This window comes from Streptomyces sp. NPDC007875 (genome assembly GCF_042868035.1).
Lineage (GTDB): Bacteria > Actinomycetota > Actinomycetes > Streptomycetales > Streptomycetaceae > Streptomyces > Streptomyces antimycoticus.
Genome location: NZ_JBIADZ010000003.1, coordinates 257,890 through 274,262, shown reverse-complemented (window position 1 = coordinate 274,262; position 16,373 = coordinate 257,890). Strand labels below are relative to the sequence as shown.

The following is a 16,373-nucleotide window of genomic DNA, read 5'->3' as shown; positions in this document are numbered from 1 at the left end:
GCGACGCATTCCGCTCAGCCAACCAGTTCCGCGATGATCCGGGCGGCGGCTCCCGGCCGGTATTCGCGGCGAAGCCGGCCGGCGACGTCTTTCGCGGCCAGCCGGTATCTGCCGTCCGTGAGCAGGCGCTGGAGTTCCGCTCCGAGAGCAGCCGCGGACGCGTCGAGTCGAAGGTGACGGCCCGCGCCCAAATCCGCAGCCCGGCGGGCGTTGTTGAACGCGTCCTGCTCGAAGGGGATCACCAGCAGGGGGACCCCGAAGGCCAGGCCCCGTACGAAGGTGCCATGACCGCCGAGCGTCACCAGAACAGAGCTTTCGGGGAGCAGCTCCTCGATGGGCCGATATCCCGACGCGCTGACATTTCCCGGCAGGTCTTCATCCTGGACGACTCCACCGATGAAGTGGAATTCGGCGTCGATTCCCTCGGCGGCCTCCAGGAGCGAACGCACCAGTTTGGGCTGAGCGGAATGCAGTGTGGTCGACAGGCTGATCAGAACGCGGCGAGTACCGCCCGTGTCATCCGCCCGCTCTTGTGGTGGCGCGAAGCCCGGACCCACGTAATGGACGCGCTCGGGGACCGCGTCCGCCGCCGGGTCCACCGTGGGAAAGGTCGCCACCATGCACCGGTCCGCCCGCGTGTACTGGTCCCGCGCGGCACTCAGTGGCGCCAGCCCCCAGTGGGCCCGCACATCGTTCAAGGCCAGAAGCGCCTTCTTGGTCATGCGTTCAAACAGCGGAACGAAGGGCCCGTCGCGCATCGTCTCGTGCGAGGGTTCGCCGACGGACATCGGATAAATCGCGTTCATGAACACGATGCGCGGCAGTCCGAGGCGCTCGGCCGCCATGAGCGCTCCGGGCAACACGTAGTCGGCCACCACCACCTGCGCACGGGTGTCCTGAGCCGCGTCGGTCACGTCCTGGCACATCTGTGACGCGGGTCCGTACATCACCCGGTCTCTGATCAACTGTGCGGCGTGCGCGGGAGAAGTGGCCTCGCCGATCCGCAGGAGGTCGCCCTCCGGCGTACGAGGGTCATGGACCGGCGAGTGGTGGAACTCGCGGAACGCCGCGCCGGTGGCTTCGGCCCGGTCCCTGACGGAGGGGTTGCTCACTACCGTGACCGCGGCCTCCCGGGCGATCAGGTCACGGACGAACAGCAGCGACGTCCCGACATTGCCCCCGCCGTCCCAGAGGACGAAGAGGACGCGCTTACCGGCCAGCGCTCGGGCTCTGCCGGAGGGCGGGATCGCGACGGCCGACGGGGATGGCTCAGACACATGGTGATTCTCTGTCACTCGCCACGTTCCTCTCGCAACGGCGACTTCAGTCACGGCAGCACCCTGGGTCTCAGTATTGAGTGGTTGTTGACTAAAGTCAACTGCACTGTATCTTTGAGTCAACGCCCTTGGGAACAGTGCGCGGGAACCGGTCACCGTGAGGAAGGAGCCCATGGACATCATCGGAAGCGGCTTCCTCGCCAGGAACCTCGCGCCCATCGCGGCCTCCCATCCAGGAGTGGTGGTGGCCGCCTTCGGGGTGTCGTTCGCCGCCGGAATCCCCGAAGCCGACTTCGCCAGGGAGGCCGCGCGCCTGTATGAACTGGTGCGGCGCTGCGAGCGGCGACGGGAGAAGCTGGTGTTCTTCTCCACGGCGTCGTCGGCCATGTACGCGGTGCCCGGGGAGGCGGGCCGGGAGGACGGGCCCGTCTTCCCCTCCACCGCCTACGGCAGGCACAACCTGGCGTTGGAAGCGGTCCTGGCCGCGTCCTCCATCGACCACCTCGTGCTGCGGCTCACCCATGTCGTCGGTCCGGCGCAACCGGCACATCTGCTGGTGCCGGCCATGGTGCGACAGGTCCGCTCCGGAACGGTCCGGCTCTACCGGGGCGCACGGCGGGATCTCATCGACGTGGCCGACCTGGTCACCGCCATGGACCGGCTGCTCACCGCGGGCGTCGGCCGCACCGTCGTCAACGTCGCCTCCGGCACGGCGGTGCCCATCGAGCTGCTGGTGGATCACATCGAAGCGCAGCTGGGCGTCCGGGCAGTCCGCTCCTACGTCAGCGACGCGGTGAGCCAGCCGGTGTCCACCGCCAAACTGCACGCTCTGGTGCCGGAGATGGCCTGGACCGGCGACGAAAACTACTACCGACGAGTCCTCGACACATACCTCTGGGAATACGCCACGGTCGAAACAGCCAAGGGATGATTCATGACCGATGTCGAACACAAGAACCCGCGGCTCCTGCCACACGAGTCGGCGCAGGAGAAGGAGGTGCGGGAGCGGCTCACGAAACTGCTCACCGAGACGCCCATTCCGCCCGTGTATCTGATCGACAATCTCCCGGTGTATCTCCGTCGCCATCAGCTCGCGGATCTGCTGACGATGGACGCGCTGTACCGGATGCTCCCCGAGATCCCCGGCGTGATCATGGAGTTCGGTGTGCTGCACGGACGCCATCTCGCCACCCTCGCCGCGCTGCGCGGCCTGTACGAGCCGTACAACTCCTACCGCCGGATCATCGGTTTCGACACCTTCAGCGGATTTCCCGACCTCTCCGAGATCGACCAGGTGAGCCCGAGCGCGGCCGTCGGCAGGTTCGCCGTCCCCGACAACGAGGTGGACCACCTGCGTGAGGTGCTCGCCGCACATGAGGCGGGCGACCCCATTCCGCATGTCCAGCGGACCTTCGTGGTCCAGGGAGACGTCCGGGAAACGGTCCCGCGCTATCTGGCGGAGAATCCGGAGACGGTCATCGGGATGGCCTTCTTCGATCTCGACCTGTACGAGCCGACGCGTGAGGTGCTCCAGGCGATCCGTCCCCATCTCGCCAAGGGCAGCATCGTGGCCTTCGATGAACTCGGGCATCCCCGGTGGCCCGGGGTGACCGCCGCGATCCGGGAGACCCTGGGCCTCGACCATATGACGCTGCGGCAGCTCCCGTTCCGCGAGCAGCCGGTGATCTACCTGAAGTGGGGCGAGTGAGCCCGAAGCGCCGGGCGGGGCGAACAGGTGGTCAGGCGGGGCGCAGCCGACGAGGCAGCGACGCCACCACGATCTCGTAGGACTGCCCGAGCAGTTCGCGCACCTCTTCGGCCTCCAGGCCCCCGCTCAGCAGCACGGTGACCCAGTGCCGCTTGTTGAGGTGGTAGCCGGGCAGCACGGTGTCCGGGTGCTGGGCGCGCATCGCGAGGACCTCGTCGGGCGGCAGCTTCACGCTGACACGAGGCGGTACCGCGCCCTCGCTGAGGAGTGCGAAGATCTTGCCGCCGACGCGGTAGACGGCCGGCGAATCGCCGAAGGGGAAGTCCTCGGCCGCGCCGGGCAGGGCAAGGCAGTGCGTGGTGACGTCGTCGGGTTTCACGGGGCGAGCCTATCCACGGACGGTGGCACCCGGACGGCTATTGCGGCCGGACGCCGACGGCGATGAGGCTGCTGGCGTCCAGGTGGGAGTGGCCGGCGGCCGCCATGTCGGCGTGCAGCCGGTCCCGGACGCGGCCGAGCTGTTGTTCGTCCATGCCGAGCACGAAGCGGCGGGGCGCGGCGCCGAGCAGGAACATCCAGGCGTCCTCTCCGAGCAGGGGGACGCGGTAGTCGACCCGGTGCACCGCGACGTCCACGAGGCCGAAGGAGCGCAGCCAGGCGGCGAGCCCGTCGGCCGAGTCCACTCGGGTGCGCGGGTCGGGTGCGGTCGGCGGTGCGGGCAGCGGGCGGACCGCGGAGGCGGCCTCACGGGCGCGGCGGACCATGCTGTCCATCCCGCCGCCGACCCAGGTGCTGAGGGCTATCCGGCCGCCGGGGCGCAGCAGGTCCACCAGATGGCGGGTCCCGGCGTCCATGTCGGGGAAGAAGAACACGCCGTAGCAGCACTGGACGAGGTCGTAGGGGGCGTCCGCGCGCCATGCCGTGACGTCGCCGCGGTGGAACCGCAGCTGGGCGAGACCTTGCCGGTCCGCCTCGGCCCGGCCCTGGTCCAGCAGGGCGCCGGCCATGTCGACGGCGTCGACATGGCCGGCGGCACCGACGGCGCGGGCGGCGGGCAGGGCCGACGCGCCCGAGCCGCAGCAGGCGTCCAGGACCCTCTCCCCCGCGCGAGGCCGGGAGACGCCCGTGGCGAGTGCCCCCAGCGGCCCCCACAGCCGCGAATACCAGGAGGCGAACTCGCGGCGGGTCTGGCTGAACAGCGCGCCCACCGGGAGGGTGGGCACGGCGGATATCACGGTCATTGCTTCTTCGAGTCCTTCCAGTTCCACCAACGCAGCTTCTCCGGTTCCCTGCCGCCCTCGGCGTAGTAGACGGCGCACCGGAAGACGTAGAGCATGCAGCGGTCCACATAGGCCCCTTGTTCGAGCATCAGCCGGTCGTACAGTTCCTCGGGGTCCTGACCCTCGAGTTCCTCGACGCGGTGGATGCCCATGCCGTGCAGGTCGCCCTCGACGGCCTTGCCGACGCCGGGGATCTGCCTCAGGTCGCTCTCCATGCGCGTGCTCCTCACTCTCCCAACGCGCGGTCGCGCATCGCGAGCGACAGTACGAGAGCGAGCAGCAGGACGGGCACCGCGACGAAGAAGACGGTGCCCAGCGAGTCGGCGTACGCCTCGGTGAAGCCCTGCCGCAGGTTCTCGGGGAGCTTGTCGAGCGCGTCGGCGGTCAGGTTCGTCATGGACTGGGCGCTGTCGCCGGGCACGTGCCGGGGCAGTTCGGTGGCCAGCCGCGCCGAGAACACCGCGCCGAACGCCGAGATCCCGAAGGAGGCCCCGACCAGCCGCGCATAGGTGACCGTCGCGGTCACCGCACCGATCTGGGCGGGCGGTGCGCAGCCCTGAACGGCCACCATGAACACCTGCATCGACAGGCCGGAGCCGACGCCGAGCAGCACCGAGTAGGCCACCACGAGCGGCCAGGGCGTGTCCGCGTCCATGGTGGACAGCAGATACGACGCCAGCGCCGCGACGGCCATGCTGGCCACCGGGAACCAGCGGTATTTCTTGGTCTCGGCGATCCGGCGGCCGACCAGGGTGGAGGCGACGAGCAGGCCGAACATCATCGGGATCAGCAGCAGACCGGAGGTGACGGCCGACGCGCCCGAGGCAGCCTGCAGGAAGAGCGGCAGGAAGTTGACGGTGGCGAGGATCGCGAACCCGGCCAGCATGGTGATCGTGTTCGACAGGACGAAGGTGGAGTTGCCGAACAGGCTGAGCGGGATCATCGGTTCGGCCGCGCGCCGCTCCACCACGATCCACGCCGGGATGAGCACGACGATCGCGACGATCAGCGCGATACCGCGCGTGGACAGCACCGCGTCCAGGCTGCCGACGCGCCCTGCCAGCAGCGCCACGCATACCGACAGGGCCGCCAGCAGTGCCGCACCCGAGTAGTCGATCTTCGGCCGGCCGCGGGTGGCCGCGGCCGGCAGCAGGAACGCCACCACGGCGAGGGTGAGCAGGCCGAGCGGCAGATTGACGTAGAACACCCAGCGCCAGCCGATCGCGTCGGTGACGGCGCCGCCGACGAGCGGGCCCGCGACGCTGGCCACGGCGAACACGCTGGTGGAGTAGCCGGCGTACTTGGCGCGCTCGGCGGGCTCGAACAGCTGGCCGATGAGCGAGAAGGAGGCGACCACCAGCGCGCCGCCGCCGATGCCCTGGATCACCCGGAAGGCGATCAACTGGCTCATGTTCCCGGCCAGTCCGCACAGCATCGACCCGGCGATGAACACCACGACGCCGCCGAGGTACACCAGGCGGTGGCCGAACAGGTCGCCGAGCTTGCCACCGACGATGGTGGTGATGCTGAGTGTGAGCCCGTACCCGGTGAACACCCAGGCGAAGTGTTCGAGCCCGCCCACGTCGTGCACGACGCTCGGCAGTGCCGCGGCGACGACGGACTGGTCCAGGGTGGACAGCAGCATCCCGAGAAGGATGCCGCCGAAGACCCACAGCCGACGGCTGAGGCTTGGGGGGGCCGCCGCCGGGGCGGGCGCCGTCGTTTCAGCGGTCACAGAGCTACTCCCTTGGGGGGTTCGGCGGTCACCGGGCCGGCCCAGTGGAGGGAAGGGACCGGATCGGCGGACCGGGAGTCGAGCGGGCGGTCCTGGACGTAGGCGAGGCCCAGCCGCAGCGCGGTCTCGGCTTTGGCCAGTTCACCCCCCAGGTAGCCCGCGTGGGCGGGGTCGTCGGTGAGCCCGTGGGCCACCGCCGCGAGAGTGAGGGCGGTCGCGCTGCGGCTGCGCAGTTCGTGCCCGCTCGCCAGGTCGTCGCCGTAGTGCCGGAGCACGATCCGGCCGGCCGGGCGGTCGAGGGAGATGACGAAGCAGCCGGCTCCGGCCGAGGCGATCGGACGGACCCGGCCGACCGCGGCCAGCGGCACCAACCGGGGCGTGCTGGCCGCCAGTTCCTCCCCCAGGACACCGTCCCCACCATGCCCATCGCCCGCCCCATCCGCACCGTCGGCGTGACGGGGCAGGGCGTCGACGGCGGCCAGCACGGCGGCCGGGTCGTCCTGGCCGCGCAGGTCGTGGACGGCGATCCGGCGGCGGAAGGCGGCCACGACGGGCGGCCGCAGGTTGGGGAGATGGGCCCGGTGGCCGTGCGCGCCGATGATGGTGCCGTCGGGGGCGGTGCCGTGCGCGGCCAGCGCCAGCAGGCTCTGGCCGGGGTGGAACAGCCGGGAGTCATGCCCGCACACCACCAGATGCCGGACCGCCGGACGGGCGAGGGCGCCCCGGACGAGCTCCTCGATCCCCAGGTTGGCGGTGGCCAGCGGGGCCGCGACCGCCACCCGGGGATGTCCGGTCAGCCGCGCGGGCAGCGTATGCGTGCGCAGCGTGCAGACCGCGACGTCGGCGGTCCGGTGGTTCACCACGTGGGGGCACCCCCGTTGTACGAGCGGGGTGCGCCGCCGGGGGTCACGGGCGGGAGGCTGGAGCTGATGGCGGTGACGTCCGCGCCGAACCGGTGCAGCCGCATCCCGACGCGCAGCTGCTCGGCGCGGATGCGGTCAATGCAGGAGCGGAAACGGGCCTCGATCTGCTCCAGTTGGCGGCGGCGCTTGGCGGGGTCCAGGCGGTCGGTGAGGACGTCGTCGAGGTTCTCCATGAAGAACTCGTGGTTCTGCCGCCCCATGTCCTGGCGGGTCTCGTGCAGGAAGTCCTTGAACCGCTCCAGGACCTCCACCGCCCCCGGAAGGGCGTGAAAGCGGCGGTAGAGCCGGGAGACGAAGGTCTGCACGACGACGTTGAACGTCTCGAACTCGAACACCGCCGACTGGTCGGTGATGACACCGCGCTTGTGGTAGTCCTCGTCGTTGTAGAGCGAGGCGAAGTGGACGGCGAGCCGCTCGACGCGCTCATCGCTGTGGCGGTAGTCGTAGGGGTCGAGATTGTCCTCGTAGCGGTCGCCGAGGAGGCCGTCGTCCGCCAGCTTGCGGGCGATGGACGTGCCCGGGTAGACCTCCAGCCGCTCGGTGAGACGGCGCAGGTTGTGCCCGGCGTGCTCGCGCAGGAAGTCGGCGTTCTGGGTCAGGGTCTCCACCGTGGCGTAGGGGTGGAACGGAATGAACCCCATGGCCAGATAGATGCCGTGCTCGCGCAGCAGCCGGATGATGCTGATGTTGTCCTCGACGGTGGCGCGCTTCTCCCACAGCAGCAGCTCTTCGGGGACGCCGGATTCGATGCCGACGTTGACCTTCTCCAGGCCACTGCGGACGAGCAGGTCGAGCAGCTCGTGGTCCTCGGCGCAGTCGGACCAGTTCTCGGCGCGCATGCAGACGTTGTAGTAGATGTCGAGACCGCGGTCGAGGATGCCCTCGGCGATGGCGCGGACACGTTTTTTGCCCACCCGGCCGCCGTCGGGGTCCTCGAAGGTGGAGTCGATGAAGTCGAAGGTACGGAACCGGTGGTCGCGGACGAGCTGCTCCACCTCGTCCAGTACGTAATCGGGGCCGACCCCGCGCCATGCCTTGCCCGCCTGGACGCGGTTGCCGAGGTTGGGGGCCGAGCAGAAGGTGCAGCGGGCGACGCAGCCGCGGCTGGTGCTGACCCGGACGTACTCGAGCTTGTTGCCGTGGGCGATGAGCTGATCGCGGACCGGGTACGGCAGCACCTCCAGGTTGTGGACGAGCGGGCGGGCCGGGTTCTGCCGGTATCCGCCGTCCTCATCCCGGTAGCCGATGCCGGGGCAGTCGGCGAGGTCCTCGCCTAGGGCGAGCCGCTGGGCGAGGTCCAGGATGATGGGCTCGCCCTCGCCGACCGCGACGATGTCGGCGTGCGGGTTGACCCGCAGCACATCGGTGCCGGTGAACGTCCCGGCGGGGCCGCCGCAGGCGATGACCACCTCGGGCATCTCCTTGCGCAGGGCCGCGCAGAACTCCACGCAGCTGGGCACGTTCAGGCTCATCAGCGTGAAGCACACCAGGCCGGGGGCGTAGGCCGCGATGGCGTCCACGACCTCCTGGTGGCGGCCGTGCTCGGCCTCGCGGATCTCGCAGGAGAAACCCGCCGCGCGCAGCGTCGCGGCCATATAGGCGACGCCGAGGTGCTCGGGGGACATCACCAGGTCGCCGTCGAGCAGGATCACGAAGCTCACCCGGAACGCGGCCGGGTCGGTGATCCGCGCGTCGAGCGCTATCTCGAAGTGTCCCGGCTTCTCCCGGGGTGCGAGCCCGAGCTCTTTCCCAGATGTCAGCATCGGATGTCCTCCTCGTTCCGCGGCCGCATGACCCGCACGTCGGTGCCCTCGGTTCCGGGTGGCGGGTCGATGCCCAGGGAGGCCAGGACGGTCGGCGCCACGTCTCGCATGTGCAGGGGGTCGGTGCCCTGGTCGCCCCGGCACCAGAAGGTGGCGTCCGGGCGGGTGTGGGTGCCGGTCAGCGGGGCGTCCCCGATGATCCGGTCGGTGGCCCACGCGCCCCGGATCTGCACGCCGGGGGCGGGCATCACGACCAGGTCGGGGGCGTCGTCCGCGTACGGCCCGGCGTAGGTCTCCGGCCCGGAGAGCACCTCGGAGACGACGGGCGTGCCGGGGCCGCCCTCGGCGATCCGGCCGTCCTCGGTGAGCCGCAGGGCGAGCAGCCGCGCGGTGAGCTCGCCGGGGTCGGTGTGCGGTCCGCCGCGGGGGAAGCGGTCGGCGGTGTTGAGGTAGACGCGGCCGGGGTCGAGCGCGAATGCCCGGGTGTGCTCGTCGATCTCCTCCAGGGACTCGGCGCCGGGCGGCAGCGCGAGGTACCCGGCCTGCCGCAGCCAGGCGTTCAGGTAGAACTGCGTATGCGCCGGGCCGAAGCCGTGGTCGCTGGCGAGGAACAGCGCGCCGTCCCCGGCACGGTCGGCCAGTTCCGCCACGGCCTCGTCGACCCTTCGGTAGAAGTCGAGGATGCGCCCGTGGAGCCGGGCGGCGGGGTCGGCGAGCGAACTCCACAGGAAGTGGTGGACGCGGTCGGTTTCGGTGAGCACGCACACCGCCAGGTCCCAGCCGCCGGACAGGACGTGGGCGAAGGCGGCGCGGCGGGCGGCGAGGGCGGCCTCCGCCCGGTCCAGGAACCCGTCCGGGTCGGCGGTCACCTCGCCGACCTCGACGTCGAGCTGGTAGTCCAGGGCGCGCAGCGGCCCGCGCAGCTCGGGCGGGTACACGGCCCGGTCGAAGTCGGGGGCCACGAACCCGGACACCAGGGTGCCGCGCAGCGGCGGCGCGGGGTAGGTGCTCGGCACGTTCATGATCACGCTGCGGCCGCCGTCGCGATCGACCGCCTCCCACAGCGGCGGGGCCTTGAGATGGCCGTAGTTGGGGAAGTACGTGCGGTAGGTGCCGGGCCGCAGGTCCACGAATCCGTAGATGCCGTGGGTGCCGGGGTCGGTCCCGGTGAGGAAGCTGGCCCAGGACGTGGAGCTGATCTCGGGGACGGGCGCGCTCATCGCGCGCAGGCTCCCCTGCGGAAGCAGGCCCGCGGTCTTCGGCATGACGCCCTGGTCGGCCAGGTCGCGCAGCAGCCAGTACGGGACGCCGTCCAGCCCGATCACCATCGCGCTCATCGCCGGTCCTCCCCCGCGATCTCGTCCACGATGCCCAGGCCGAGGATGCGGACGGAGCCGTCGGTGAGCATGAAGCGGCCCAGCGGCGCGCACACCCGTACGGCGTCGCCGTCGGCGGGCCGGTCGAGCATCACGGTCAGCTCGGCGACCTCGCTGAACCGCACCGGGCCCCGGTCGGTCGCGTCCGGGGCGCGCCGGGCGCTGTCCCAGTGGCGCTCCACCCGGGCGATGCGGCCGGTCAGGTCGGCGCCGGCCCGGCGCAGCGTGCACCGGGCGCCCTCGGCGAACCCGTCCTCGGCGGTGCACAGCACGCGGACCCGCCACCGGTCGCCGCGCAACGGCCGCCGGTCGGAGGGTGCCAGCAAGGTGCCCGGCGCACACGGCGGCCCGGACAGCACCAGCCCGATGTTGTCGCCCGTGGCGGCCGACTCCTGGGGCGGCTCGCCGAAGCGCTCGATGCGCAGGGCGGTGCGGGCGTCCTCGCCGGGTGCGACGAGGCGGTCCCCGATGCGCAGTTCACCGCTGAGCACACGGGCCAGCACCCGCCCTTCGACGACGTCCTGGGCCTCGACCCGCAGCGGCGCGCCGCCGTCGCTCCAAGGGGTCAGGTCGGCGAGGGTGTCGAGCAGGGGACGGCCGTCGTACCAGGGCAGCCGGGTGCTGACGGCGGTGACGTTGTCGCCGGTCATCGCGCTGACCGGGACGGCGGCCACCAGCGTCAGGCCGATCTCGTCGGCGAGCGCGGCCACCTGCCGGGCGGCGGTGTGGAACTCCGCTTCCGCCCACCCGGCCAGATCCATCTTGGTGATGGCACAGACGACGGCGGTGACGCCCATCATCGCCAGGACCCGCATGTGGCGCCGGGTCTGCTCGGCGGCGCGCTCGCGGCAGTCCACCACGATCACGGCGGCCTCCGCGCGGGACGCCCCGGTCGCCATGTTGACGAGCAGTTCGGCGTGGCCGGGCACGTCGATCAGCACATACCGGCGGCTTCCGGTCTCCAGGACGGCGCTGGCGGTGTCGAGGGTGAACAGGTCGGCGCGCTCCTCGGTCAGCCCGTCGAGCAGGAACGCCAGCCCGCCGTCCGCGACGGGCACGTCCAGCCGGTCGGTGGTGACGCTGCCGGTGTCCAGCAGGAGCCGGCCGAGCAAGGTGGACTTGCCGTGGTCCACCTCCCCCACGAACGCCACGCGCAGGGTGTCGGCGTCACGGGCGGTGGCTGCGGGGGTCGGTCCCCCCTCGGGCAGTACGGGTGTCGTCACTGATGCCGCCTCACATGTATCCGAGGGCGCGGAGCTTCTCCATCGCCGCCGCGTCTTCCTTGTCCTGCGCCCGGCCCGCGCGCTCGCCCTCGCGGGAGCGGCGGACCTCGATGACCACGTCGGTGACCGTCCCGGCGTCGCTGCGCACCGGCGAGCAGCAGCACTCGCAGCCGATCGACCGGTAGCGGTTCCCGTCGTTCGCGAAGTACAGGTCGGGGACGGGGATGCCCTCCTGCTGCACGTACTCCCAGATGTCGATCTCCCGCCAGGACAGCATCGGGTGGACGCGCATATGTCCGCCCTCGTCCACCGCGGTCTGCCGCAGGTCCCAGAATTCGGCCGGCTGGTTGCGGTAGTCCCAGCCGAAGGACCGGTCCCTGGGGCTGAAGACCCGCTCCTTGGCGCGCACCCCGTGCTCGTCACCGCGGATGCCGAGCAGCACGGCGTCGTGTCCGCCGGCTTCCAGGGCCTCTTGGAGGGCGTTGGTCTTCAGGGCCGTGCAGCAGGCGAGCTTGGTCGCGGCGGTCGGGCCCATCCCCGCGGCCAGCGCCTTCTCGTTGCGATGGACCCGCAGGTCCAGGCCCCACTCCCGCGACCAGCGGTCGCGGAACTCGTACATCTGCCGGAACTTGTAGGAGGTGTCGATGTGGATGACGGGGAAGGGCACGTCCCCGAAGAACGCCTTGCGGACCAGCCACAGGAGCGTGGTCGAGTCCTTGCCCATCGACCACAGCAGGGCCGGGTTGGTGAACCTGCCGCGCACCTCGCGCAGCACCTGCACCGTGTCGTTCTCAAGGTCGCGCAGCGCCGAAGGCACTCACGTCACCCCTTTCGGAAAGAACCCCCACCACGAGGGGATGACAGCCCCGGAACCGCCCGGGGAACCGGCCGTTCGGCTTGGTCAGGCCGATGGACAGAAAGCAGGGCCCCGCCAGGTCGGGCAGCGGCCCCTCCAGCGGCGCCGGGAACGCGCGGACCAGCCGCGCGTCGCGCACGATCCAGTCGTGCTCCGCGCCGGAGGCGTCGGTGAACTCCAGCCGCAGGAAGGAGCGGCCGCCGGTGGAGCGCCGCTCGTAGATCCGGCGCACATCGGCCGGCACCAGACCGGCGCTGCGCTCGCCCGCGAACGCCTTCTCCACGGTCGCGTCGGCGGTGTCCTTCAGCAGGCGCTCGCGCATCGCGGGGTCGAGGGCCGGGCCGGCGGGCCGGGGCGGCGCGATGACGGCACGGTCCTCGGGACGGGCGTCCGGCTCGGTGCTCGGGCCGAGGCCGATCCGGACGGGGTGGAAGAACGCGTACGGCCCCTCAGGGCCCACCTGCTCGGCGGTGACGGGCTCGGGGCGGATCCAGCGGCCGTCCAGGTCGAGGCCCGCGACGCAAGCGCCGCCATCCGCGTCGAGCGTCACCGCCAGGGGCAGGAGGGTGCCGGTCATGAGGCACCCGCCGGGGCCGGTCGGAGCGCGGGGGCGGTCAGTGCCGTGCCGGGCAGGTCGGCGGCGGGGGCCAGGCCGAGCATCGTCAGCAGCGTCGGCGCGATGTCCAACGGCCGCGCCGGGCCGCCGCGCCCGGCGGTGAACGCCGCGCCCGCCCCGGCCCAGTAGGAGTCGCGCCGGTGCCAGCCGCTCTGCAGCATCCGGTTGGTGCGGCCGGACCAGAACGGGTCGCCCAGCGGCAGATACCGCCAGTCGGCCGGGTCGAGCACGAGGTCGGGCGCGGCGTCGGCGGCCGGGCCGCCGTGCAACTCCTCGCGCGGGATGGCGCGGGTGAGGAACCGCGTGCCGGTCGCGGGGTTGATGTGTTCCTCCAGGACGGCGGCGACATCGGCCAGCACCCGGGCGCGGTCCGCGGGGCGGACGGTGCCGTCCCGGTAGCGGCCGGCGAGGTTGAGGTTGACGCCCTGCGCGCCCTGCACCGCCTCGAACGCGGTCGTCCGCGACCAGTCGGGCGTGCCGTCCGGGCCGAGGGCGAGCAGCCCGGCCGCCGCCAGCACGTCGTTGACCGACCGATAGGAGCGCAGGGGCCCGAACCCGATCTCGGAGAACGCCAGCAGGCTGGTGTGGTCGTCGAGCCGCTCCAGCAGCTCGCCGAGCACCCGGTCGGCCAGTTGGTAGGCGCCCAGCACCGCCTGGTCGGCCTCGGGGACCGGGCTGCCCGGCTCGGTCTCCTGCCAGTACACATGCGAGAGCCGGTCGATGGCGGTGAGGTTGAGGACGGTCAGGTCCGGGCGTTCACCGACCCGGCCGTCCAGCATCGCCAGGGCCGCGTCGGCGCGCTGCCGGTCGGCGTTCAGGACACCGGCGACGAACGGGTCCTTCGGGCCGCCGGTGAACCAGACGGTGACATCGTGCACCGGCCGCACGCCCTCGCGGGCCAGCAGCACCGGCAGGTTCCGCGGATGGCAGGCCCGCACGGTGGCACGCATCGGGTAGCTGAGGCAGTACCCGTCGACCGGCTCCACCGGATGGGTGCCGAACAGGTTCACCAGCGCGACCCGGCGGCCCGTCAGCTCCGGCCGCCGCCACAGGAACGGGCGGCGGGCGGCGGAGCCGTCGAGCACGGCCGGCCGGTAGTCGGGGGCGTGCACGTCCCAGTAGGAGAAGCACCCGTGCTCATCGGGCGCGAATCCGGTGAACGCGCTGAACAGCCCGGGCGCCTCGTAGGGCACGAAGTCCGACCGCAGCGGCCCACTCGCGCCGAGCGCGCGCAACCGGTGCAGATACGGCAGCCGCTCCGGGCCCCACCGGTCGATCAGCTCCGGGCACGCCCCCTCGGTGATCAGGACGATCGCCCGTGCCCGGGCGCTCATCCGCGCCCCCCGTCCGGTCCGGCCAGCCGCAGCGCGGCGGCCGAACCGCCCGGCGCGACGGTGGACACGATCGCGGCCGCGCCGGGCTCGACGGCGACCCGGGCGACCGCCGCGACGACGGCCAGCAGCGGCCCGGCGGCCAGCGCGCCGCCGAGCGCCTCGGGCTGGAAGCCGGAGGCGAGCAGCTTGACCTCGCCGGTGTCGGACAGATTGCCCTTGCCCACGTGGTACGAGAGGTGCGGCCGGTCGGCGCCGTCCGCGCCGACCGCCGTCAGACAGCGGGTCAGCGCGCCCGCCGCCGCGTCGGTCCGGTCCGGCGCCTGGGGCTCCGACCAGCTCGCGCAGCCGGTGACGACCGCGCGCACCGGCGCGCCGCGCTCACGCGCTCCGTCGGCACGCTCCAGCACCACACATGCCGCGCTGTCCGTCGGCTCCTCCCCGGCCCGTCCCTGACGGCTCGCCAGCAGCCGCGCCGCGTCGCGGGTGGGGGCGTCGCCCGCGTCGCCGCCGCCCGCGATCACGATGTCGCAGGCCCCGGCCGCCAGCAGCGCCCGGCCGACCTCCACCGCCTGCAGACCGGCGGCCGGTCCGCTGATCAGGGTGACCATCGGGCCGGTGACGCCGGCGGCCCGGCACACCAGGGTCGCGGCGAGCTGCGGCCCGTGGTCCAGCGACATCGACGGGGTGATCCGCGTCGGGTCGGCGGACAGGTGCGGGCACAGCGTCTCGGCCATCGCGCTCAGGCCCCCGACGGCCGTGCCCATGACCACCGCCACCCGGCGGCCGGCGAGCGGCCCGTCGGCGGGCAGGGGTACGGGCAGGCCCGCGTCGGCCATCGCCTGCGCCGCCGCGCCGAACCCGAGCTGTGCCGAGCGGCTGAGGTACTGGTAGCCCGCCGACGCGTCGATGTGGTCCAGCACGGAGAAGGGCCGGGTCCGCTCGGGTGCGGCGTTGGGACCGTAGGCGGCCTCCAGGGCGTCCGGGCCGTCGCCGAGCCTGCTCACCGCGCCGGTCCCGGTCACGACCACGTCGGGGACGGGCTCGAAGGCGTCCTGCGCGGCGGGGGCGGAGTCCTGCGGACGGAACGCCAGGACGGCGTTGGTGCCGCCGCCGCCCAGCGAATTGGACACCGCCGCGCGGATCCGCTGCGGGCGGCCGCGCAGCGGGACGTAGTCCAAGGTGAGCGCCGGGTCGATCCGGTCGAGCTTGGCCGTGGGGTGCACCCACTGCTCGGTGAGGCAGTACACGGTCGCGATCGCCTCGATGATCGGGGACGCGGCGGCCAGGTGCCCGACGATCGACTTGGTGCTGCTGATCGCGACCTGGCCCGCGCGGTCGCCGAAGACCAGCTTCGCCGAGGCGGTCTCCAGCCGGTCGATCAACGGGGTCCCGGTGCCGTGCGCGTTGAAGTAGTCGACGTCCTCCGGCGAGAGCCCGGCGTCGGCCAGGGCCAGCCGGATCGCCTCGGCGTTGGACGCGCCGTCCTCCGGCGGGATGATCGCATGCGGGTTGTCGTCGCAGGTGATGGCCCAGCCCGCGAGCCCGGCCAGCGGTGTGCCGCCGCGCGCGGCCACGTCGGCGGCGCGCTCCAGGACCAGCGCCCCGGCCCCGTCCCCGAGGACGCTGCCGTCCCGGTCGGCGTGGAAGGGGCGCAGGTCGTGCCCGACGAACCCGGCGCGCTCCGCCCCCCAGTAGGAGGTGGCCTTGAGGTGGTCGGCGCCGACCACCACGGCCCGGTCCACCGTGCCCTGACGCAGCGCCAGCAGCGCCATCGCGGTGGCGGTGGTGCCGGACGCGCACGCGTTCGTCACCGCGTACCGGGGCCCCTCGATGCCGAGCCGGTGCGCCAGCACATCGGCGAGCACCCCGATCGGGAACCGCACCATCGCCTCGGCGAGCTCGTCGTCCACCTGCGGGTCGGCCCCTGCCGCCAGCGCCCGGCGGGCGGCCAGGAAGTCCTCCCAGCGGTCCTCCAGCGCCCGATTGTCACCGCCGGTCGTGCCCACGTACAGGCCGGTGACGCCCGGTGCGGGCCCGCCCGCCTGCGCGAGCGCCTCGCGGGCGGCGTCCACGGCCATGTCCGACAGCCGCCAGGGGCCCGTCCGGCGTGGGTCCTCGATCTGGGCCGAGCGGTTCTTGCCGCGTGCGACCGCGATGCCGCGCAGCTCGTGCAGGCCCGACTCGCCCTTGCGCAGCGCTTCGAACAGCGCGGTGCAGCCGTCGCCGAATACGGTGACCGCGCCCATGCCCGTGATGACCACCGGGAAGCTCACCCTCGTCGC

Annotated in this window: 15 protein-coding genes; 2 read left to right on the top strand and 13 right to left on the bottom strand. The window is 72.3% G+C overall.

Annotated elements, in window-relative coordinates; translation table 11 throughout:
* Window positions 1-14 precede the first annotated feature (14 nt).
* Window positions 15-1,331 (bottom strand): glycosyltransferase, encoded by a 1,317-nt coding sequence (locus ACFYOY_RS08200; protein ID WP_388585565.1) that lies wholly within the window; start codon window positions 1,329-1,331, stop codon window positions 15-17.
* 118 nt (window positions 1,332-1,449) lie between these two features.
* On the opposite strand from ACFYOY_RS08200, the gene ACFYOY_RS08195 reads away from it, so the two are divergent.
* Both ACFYOY_RS08195 and ACFYOY_RS08190 read left to right on the top strand, forming a co-directional pair.
* Window positions 1,450-2,208 (top strand): NAD-dependent epimerase/dehydratase family protein, encoded by a 759-nt coding sequence (locus ACFYOY_RS08195; protein ID WP_351898134.1) that lies wholly within the window; start codon window positions 1,450-1,452, stop codon window positions 2,206-2,208.
* 3 nt (window positions 2,209-2,211) lie between these two features.
* Entirely contained in the window at window positions 2,212-2,985 is a 774-nt protein-coding gene (locus ACFYOY_RS08190; protein WP_351898131.1) for a class I SAM-dependent methyltransferase, read from the top strand.
* A gap of 31 nt (window positions 2,986-3,016) precedes the next feature.
* Here ACFYOY_RS08190 and ACFYOY_RS08185 read toward each other — a convergent pair whose 3' ends face one another.
* The 12 genes from ACFYOY_RS08185 to ACFYOY_RS08130 are packed head-to-tail and all read right to left on the bottom strand — an operon-like array spanning window position 3,017 to window position 16,364.
* Window positions 3,017-3,364, bottom strand: a complete 348-nt coding sequence (locus ACFYOY_RS08185; protein WP_351898128.1) for an MmcQ/YjbR family DNA-binding protein — start codon at window positions 3,362-3,364, stop codon at window positions 3,017-3,019.
* A 37-nt stretch (window positions 3,365-3,401) separates the two neighbouring features.
* Window positions 3,402-4,226 carry a methyltransferase domain-containing protein gene (locus ACFYOY_RS08180; protein WP_351898121.1) on the bottom strand — a complete coding sequence of 275 codons (825 nt, stop codon included), beginning with the start codon at window positions 4,224-4,226 and terminating at the stop codon, window positions 3,402-3,404.
* On the bottom strand, window positions 4,223-4,480 hold the full coding sequence (locus ACFYOY_RS08175; protein ID WP_351898115.1) for a helix-hairpin-helix domain-containing protein: 258 nt from the start codon (window positions 4,478-4,480) through the stop codon (window positions 4,223-4,225). Before ACFYOY_RS08175 ends, ACFYOY_RS08180 begins: the two co-directional genes overlap by 4 nt.
* Before the next feature lie 11 nt (window positions 4,481-4,491).
* Window positions 4,492-6,000: an MDR family MFS transporter gene (locus ACFYOY_RS08170; protein WP_351898112.1), complete on the bottom strand. Its 1,509-nt coding sequence runs from the start codon at window positions 5,998-6,000 to the stop codon at window positions 4,492-4,494.
* Window positions 5,997-6,863: a hypothetical protein gene (locus tag ACFYOY_RS08165; protein WP_351898108.1), complete on the bottom strand. Its 867-nt coding sequence runs from the start codon at window positions 6,861-6,863 to the stop codon at window positions 5,997-5,999. Before ACFYOY_RS08165 ends, ACFYOY_RS08170 begins: the two co-directional genes overlap by 4 nt.
* Window positions 6,857-8,686, bottom strand: a complete 1,830-nt coding sequence (locus ACFYOY_RS08160) for a B12-binding domain-containing radical SAM protein (protein ID WP_351898103.1) — start codon at window positions 8,684-8,686, stop codon at window positions 6,857-6,859. Before ACFYOY_RS08160 ends, ACFYOY_RS08165 begins: the two co-directional genes overlap by 7 nt.
* On the bottom strand, window positions 8,680-10,023 hold the full coding sequence (locus tag ACFYOY_RS08155) for an alkaline phosphatase family protein (RefSeq protein WP_351898096.1): 1,344 nt from the start codon (window positions 10,021-10,023) through the stop codon (window positions 8,680-8,682). Before ACFYOY_RS08155 ends, ACFYOY_RS08160 begins: the two co-directional genes overlap by 7 nt.
* The gene (locus tag ACFYOY_RS08150) at window positions 10,020-11,285 is read right to left on the bottom strand and encodes a GTP-binding protein (RefSeq protein ID WP_388585558.1); all 1,266 of its coding nucleotides are present in this window, start codon (window positions 11,283-11,285) and stop codon (window positions 10,020-10,022) included. Before ACFYOY_RS08150 ends, ACFYOY_RS08155 begins: the two co-directional genes overlap by 4 nt.
* A gap of 10 nt (window positions 11,286-11,295) precedes the next feature.
* Window positions 11,296-12,102: a sulfate adenylyltransferase subunit CysD gene (gene cysD / locus ACFYOY_RS08145; RefSeq protein ID WP_351898079.1), complete on the bottom strand. Its 807-nt coding sequence runs from the start codon at window positions 12,100-12,102 to the stop codon at window positions 11,296-11,298.
* Entirely contained in the window at window positions 12,077-12,718 is a 642-nt protein-coding gene (locus tag ACFYOY_RS08140) for a hypothetical protein (RefSeq protein WP_351898074.1), read from the bottom strand. Before ACFYOY_RS08140 ends, cysD begins: the two co-directional genes overlap by 26 nt.
* Window positions 12,715-14,091, bottom strand: coding sequence for an alkaline phosphatase family protein (locus tag ACFYOY_RS08135; protein WP_351898067.1), 1,377 nt, complete (start codon window positions 14,089-14,091; stop codon window positions 12,715-12,717). The genes ACFYOY_RS08140 and ACFYOY_RS08135 overlap by 4 nt, the downstream gene beginning before the upstream one ends.
* A complete protein-coding gene (locus ACFYOY_RS08130) occupies window positions 14,088-16,364 on the bottom strand; it encodes a beta-ketoacyl-[acyl-carrier-protein] synthase family protein (RefSeq protein ID WP_351898062.1) in 2,277 nt (758 codons plus the stop codon). The genes ACFYOY_RS08135 and ACFYOY_RS08130 overlap by 4 nt, the downstream gene beginning before the upstream one ends.
* Window positions 16,365-16,373 lie beyond the last annotated feature (9 nt).

Bases quoted from the DNA above. Each gene is read 5' to 3' on its own strand.
- ACFYOY_RS08140 (WP_351898074.1), bottom strand. From the start codon at position 12,718: ATGACCGGCACCCTCCTGCCCCTGGCGGTGACGCTCGACGCGGATGGC.
- ACFYOY_RS08195 (WP_351898134.1), top strand. From the start codon at position 1,450: ATGGACATCATCGGAAGCGGCTTCCTCGCCAGGAACCTCGCGCCCATC.
- ACFYOY_RS08175 (WP_351898115.1), bottom strand. From the start codon at position 4,480: ATGGAGAGCGACCTGAGGCAGATCCCCGGCGTCGGCAAGGCCGTCGAG.
- ACFYOY_RS08155 (WP_351898096.1), bottom strand. From the start codon at position 10,023: ATGAGCGCGATGGTGATCGGGCTGGACGGCGTCCCGTACTGGCTGCTG.
- ACFYOY_RS08160 (WP_351898103.1), bottom strand. From the start codon at position 8,686: ATGCTGACATCTGGGAAAGAGCTCGGGCTCGCACCCCGGGAGAAGCCG.
- ACFYOY_RS08180 (WP_351898121.1), bottom strand. From the start codon at position 4,226: ATGACCGTGATATCCGCCGTGCCCACCCTCCCGGTGGGCGCGCTGTTC.
- ACFYOY_RS08135 (WP_351898067.1), bottom strand. From the start codon at position 14,091: ATGAGCGCCCGGGCACGGGCGATCGTCCTGATCACCGAGGGGGCGTGC.
- ACFYOY_RS08190 (WP_351898131.1), top strand. From the start codon at position 2,212: ATGACCGATGTCGAACACAAGAACCCGCGGCTCCTGCCACACGAGTCG.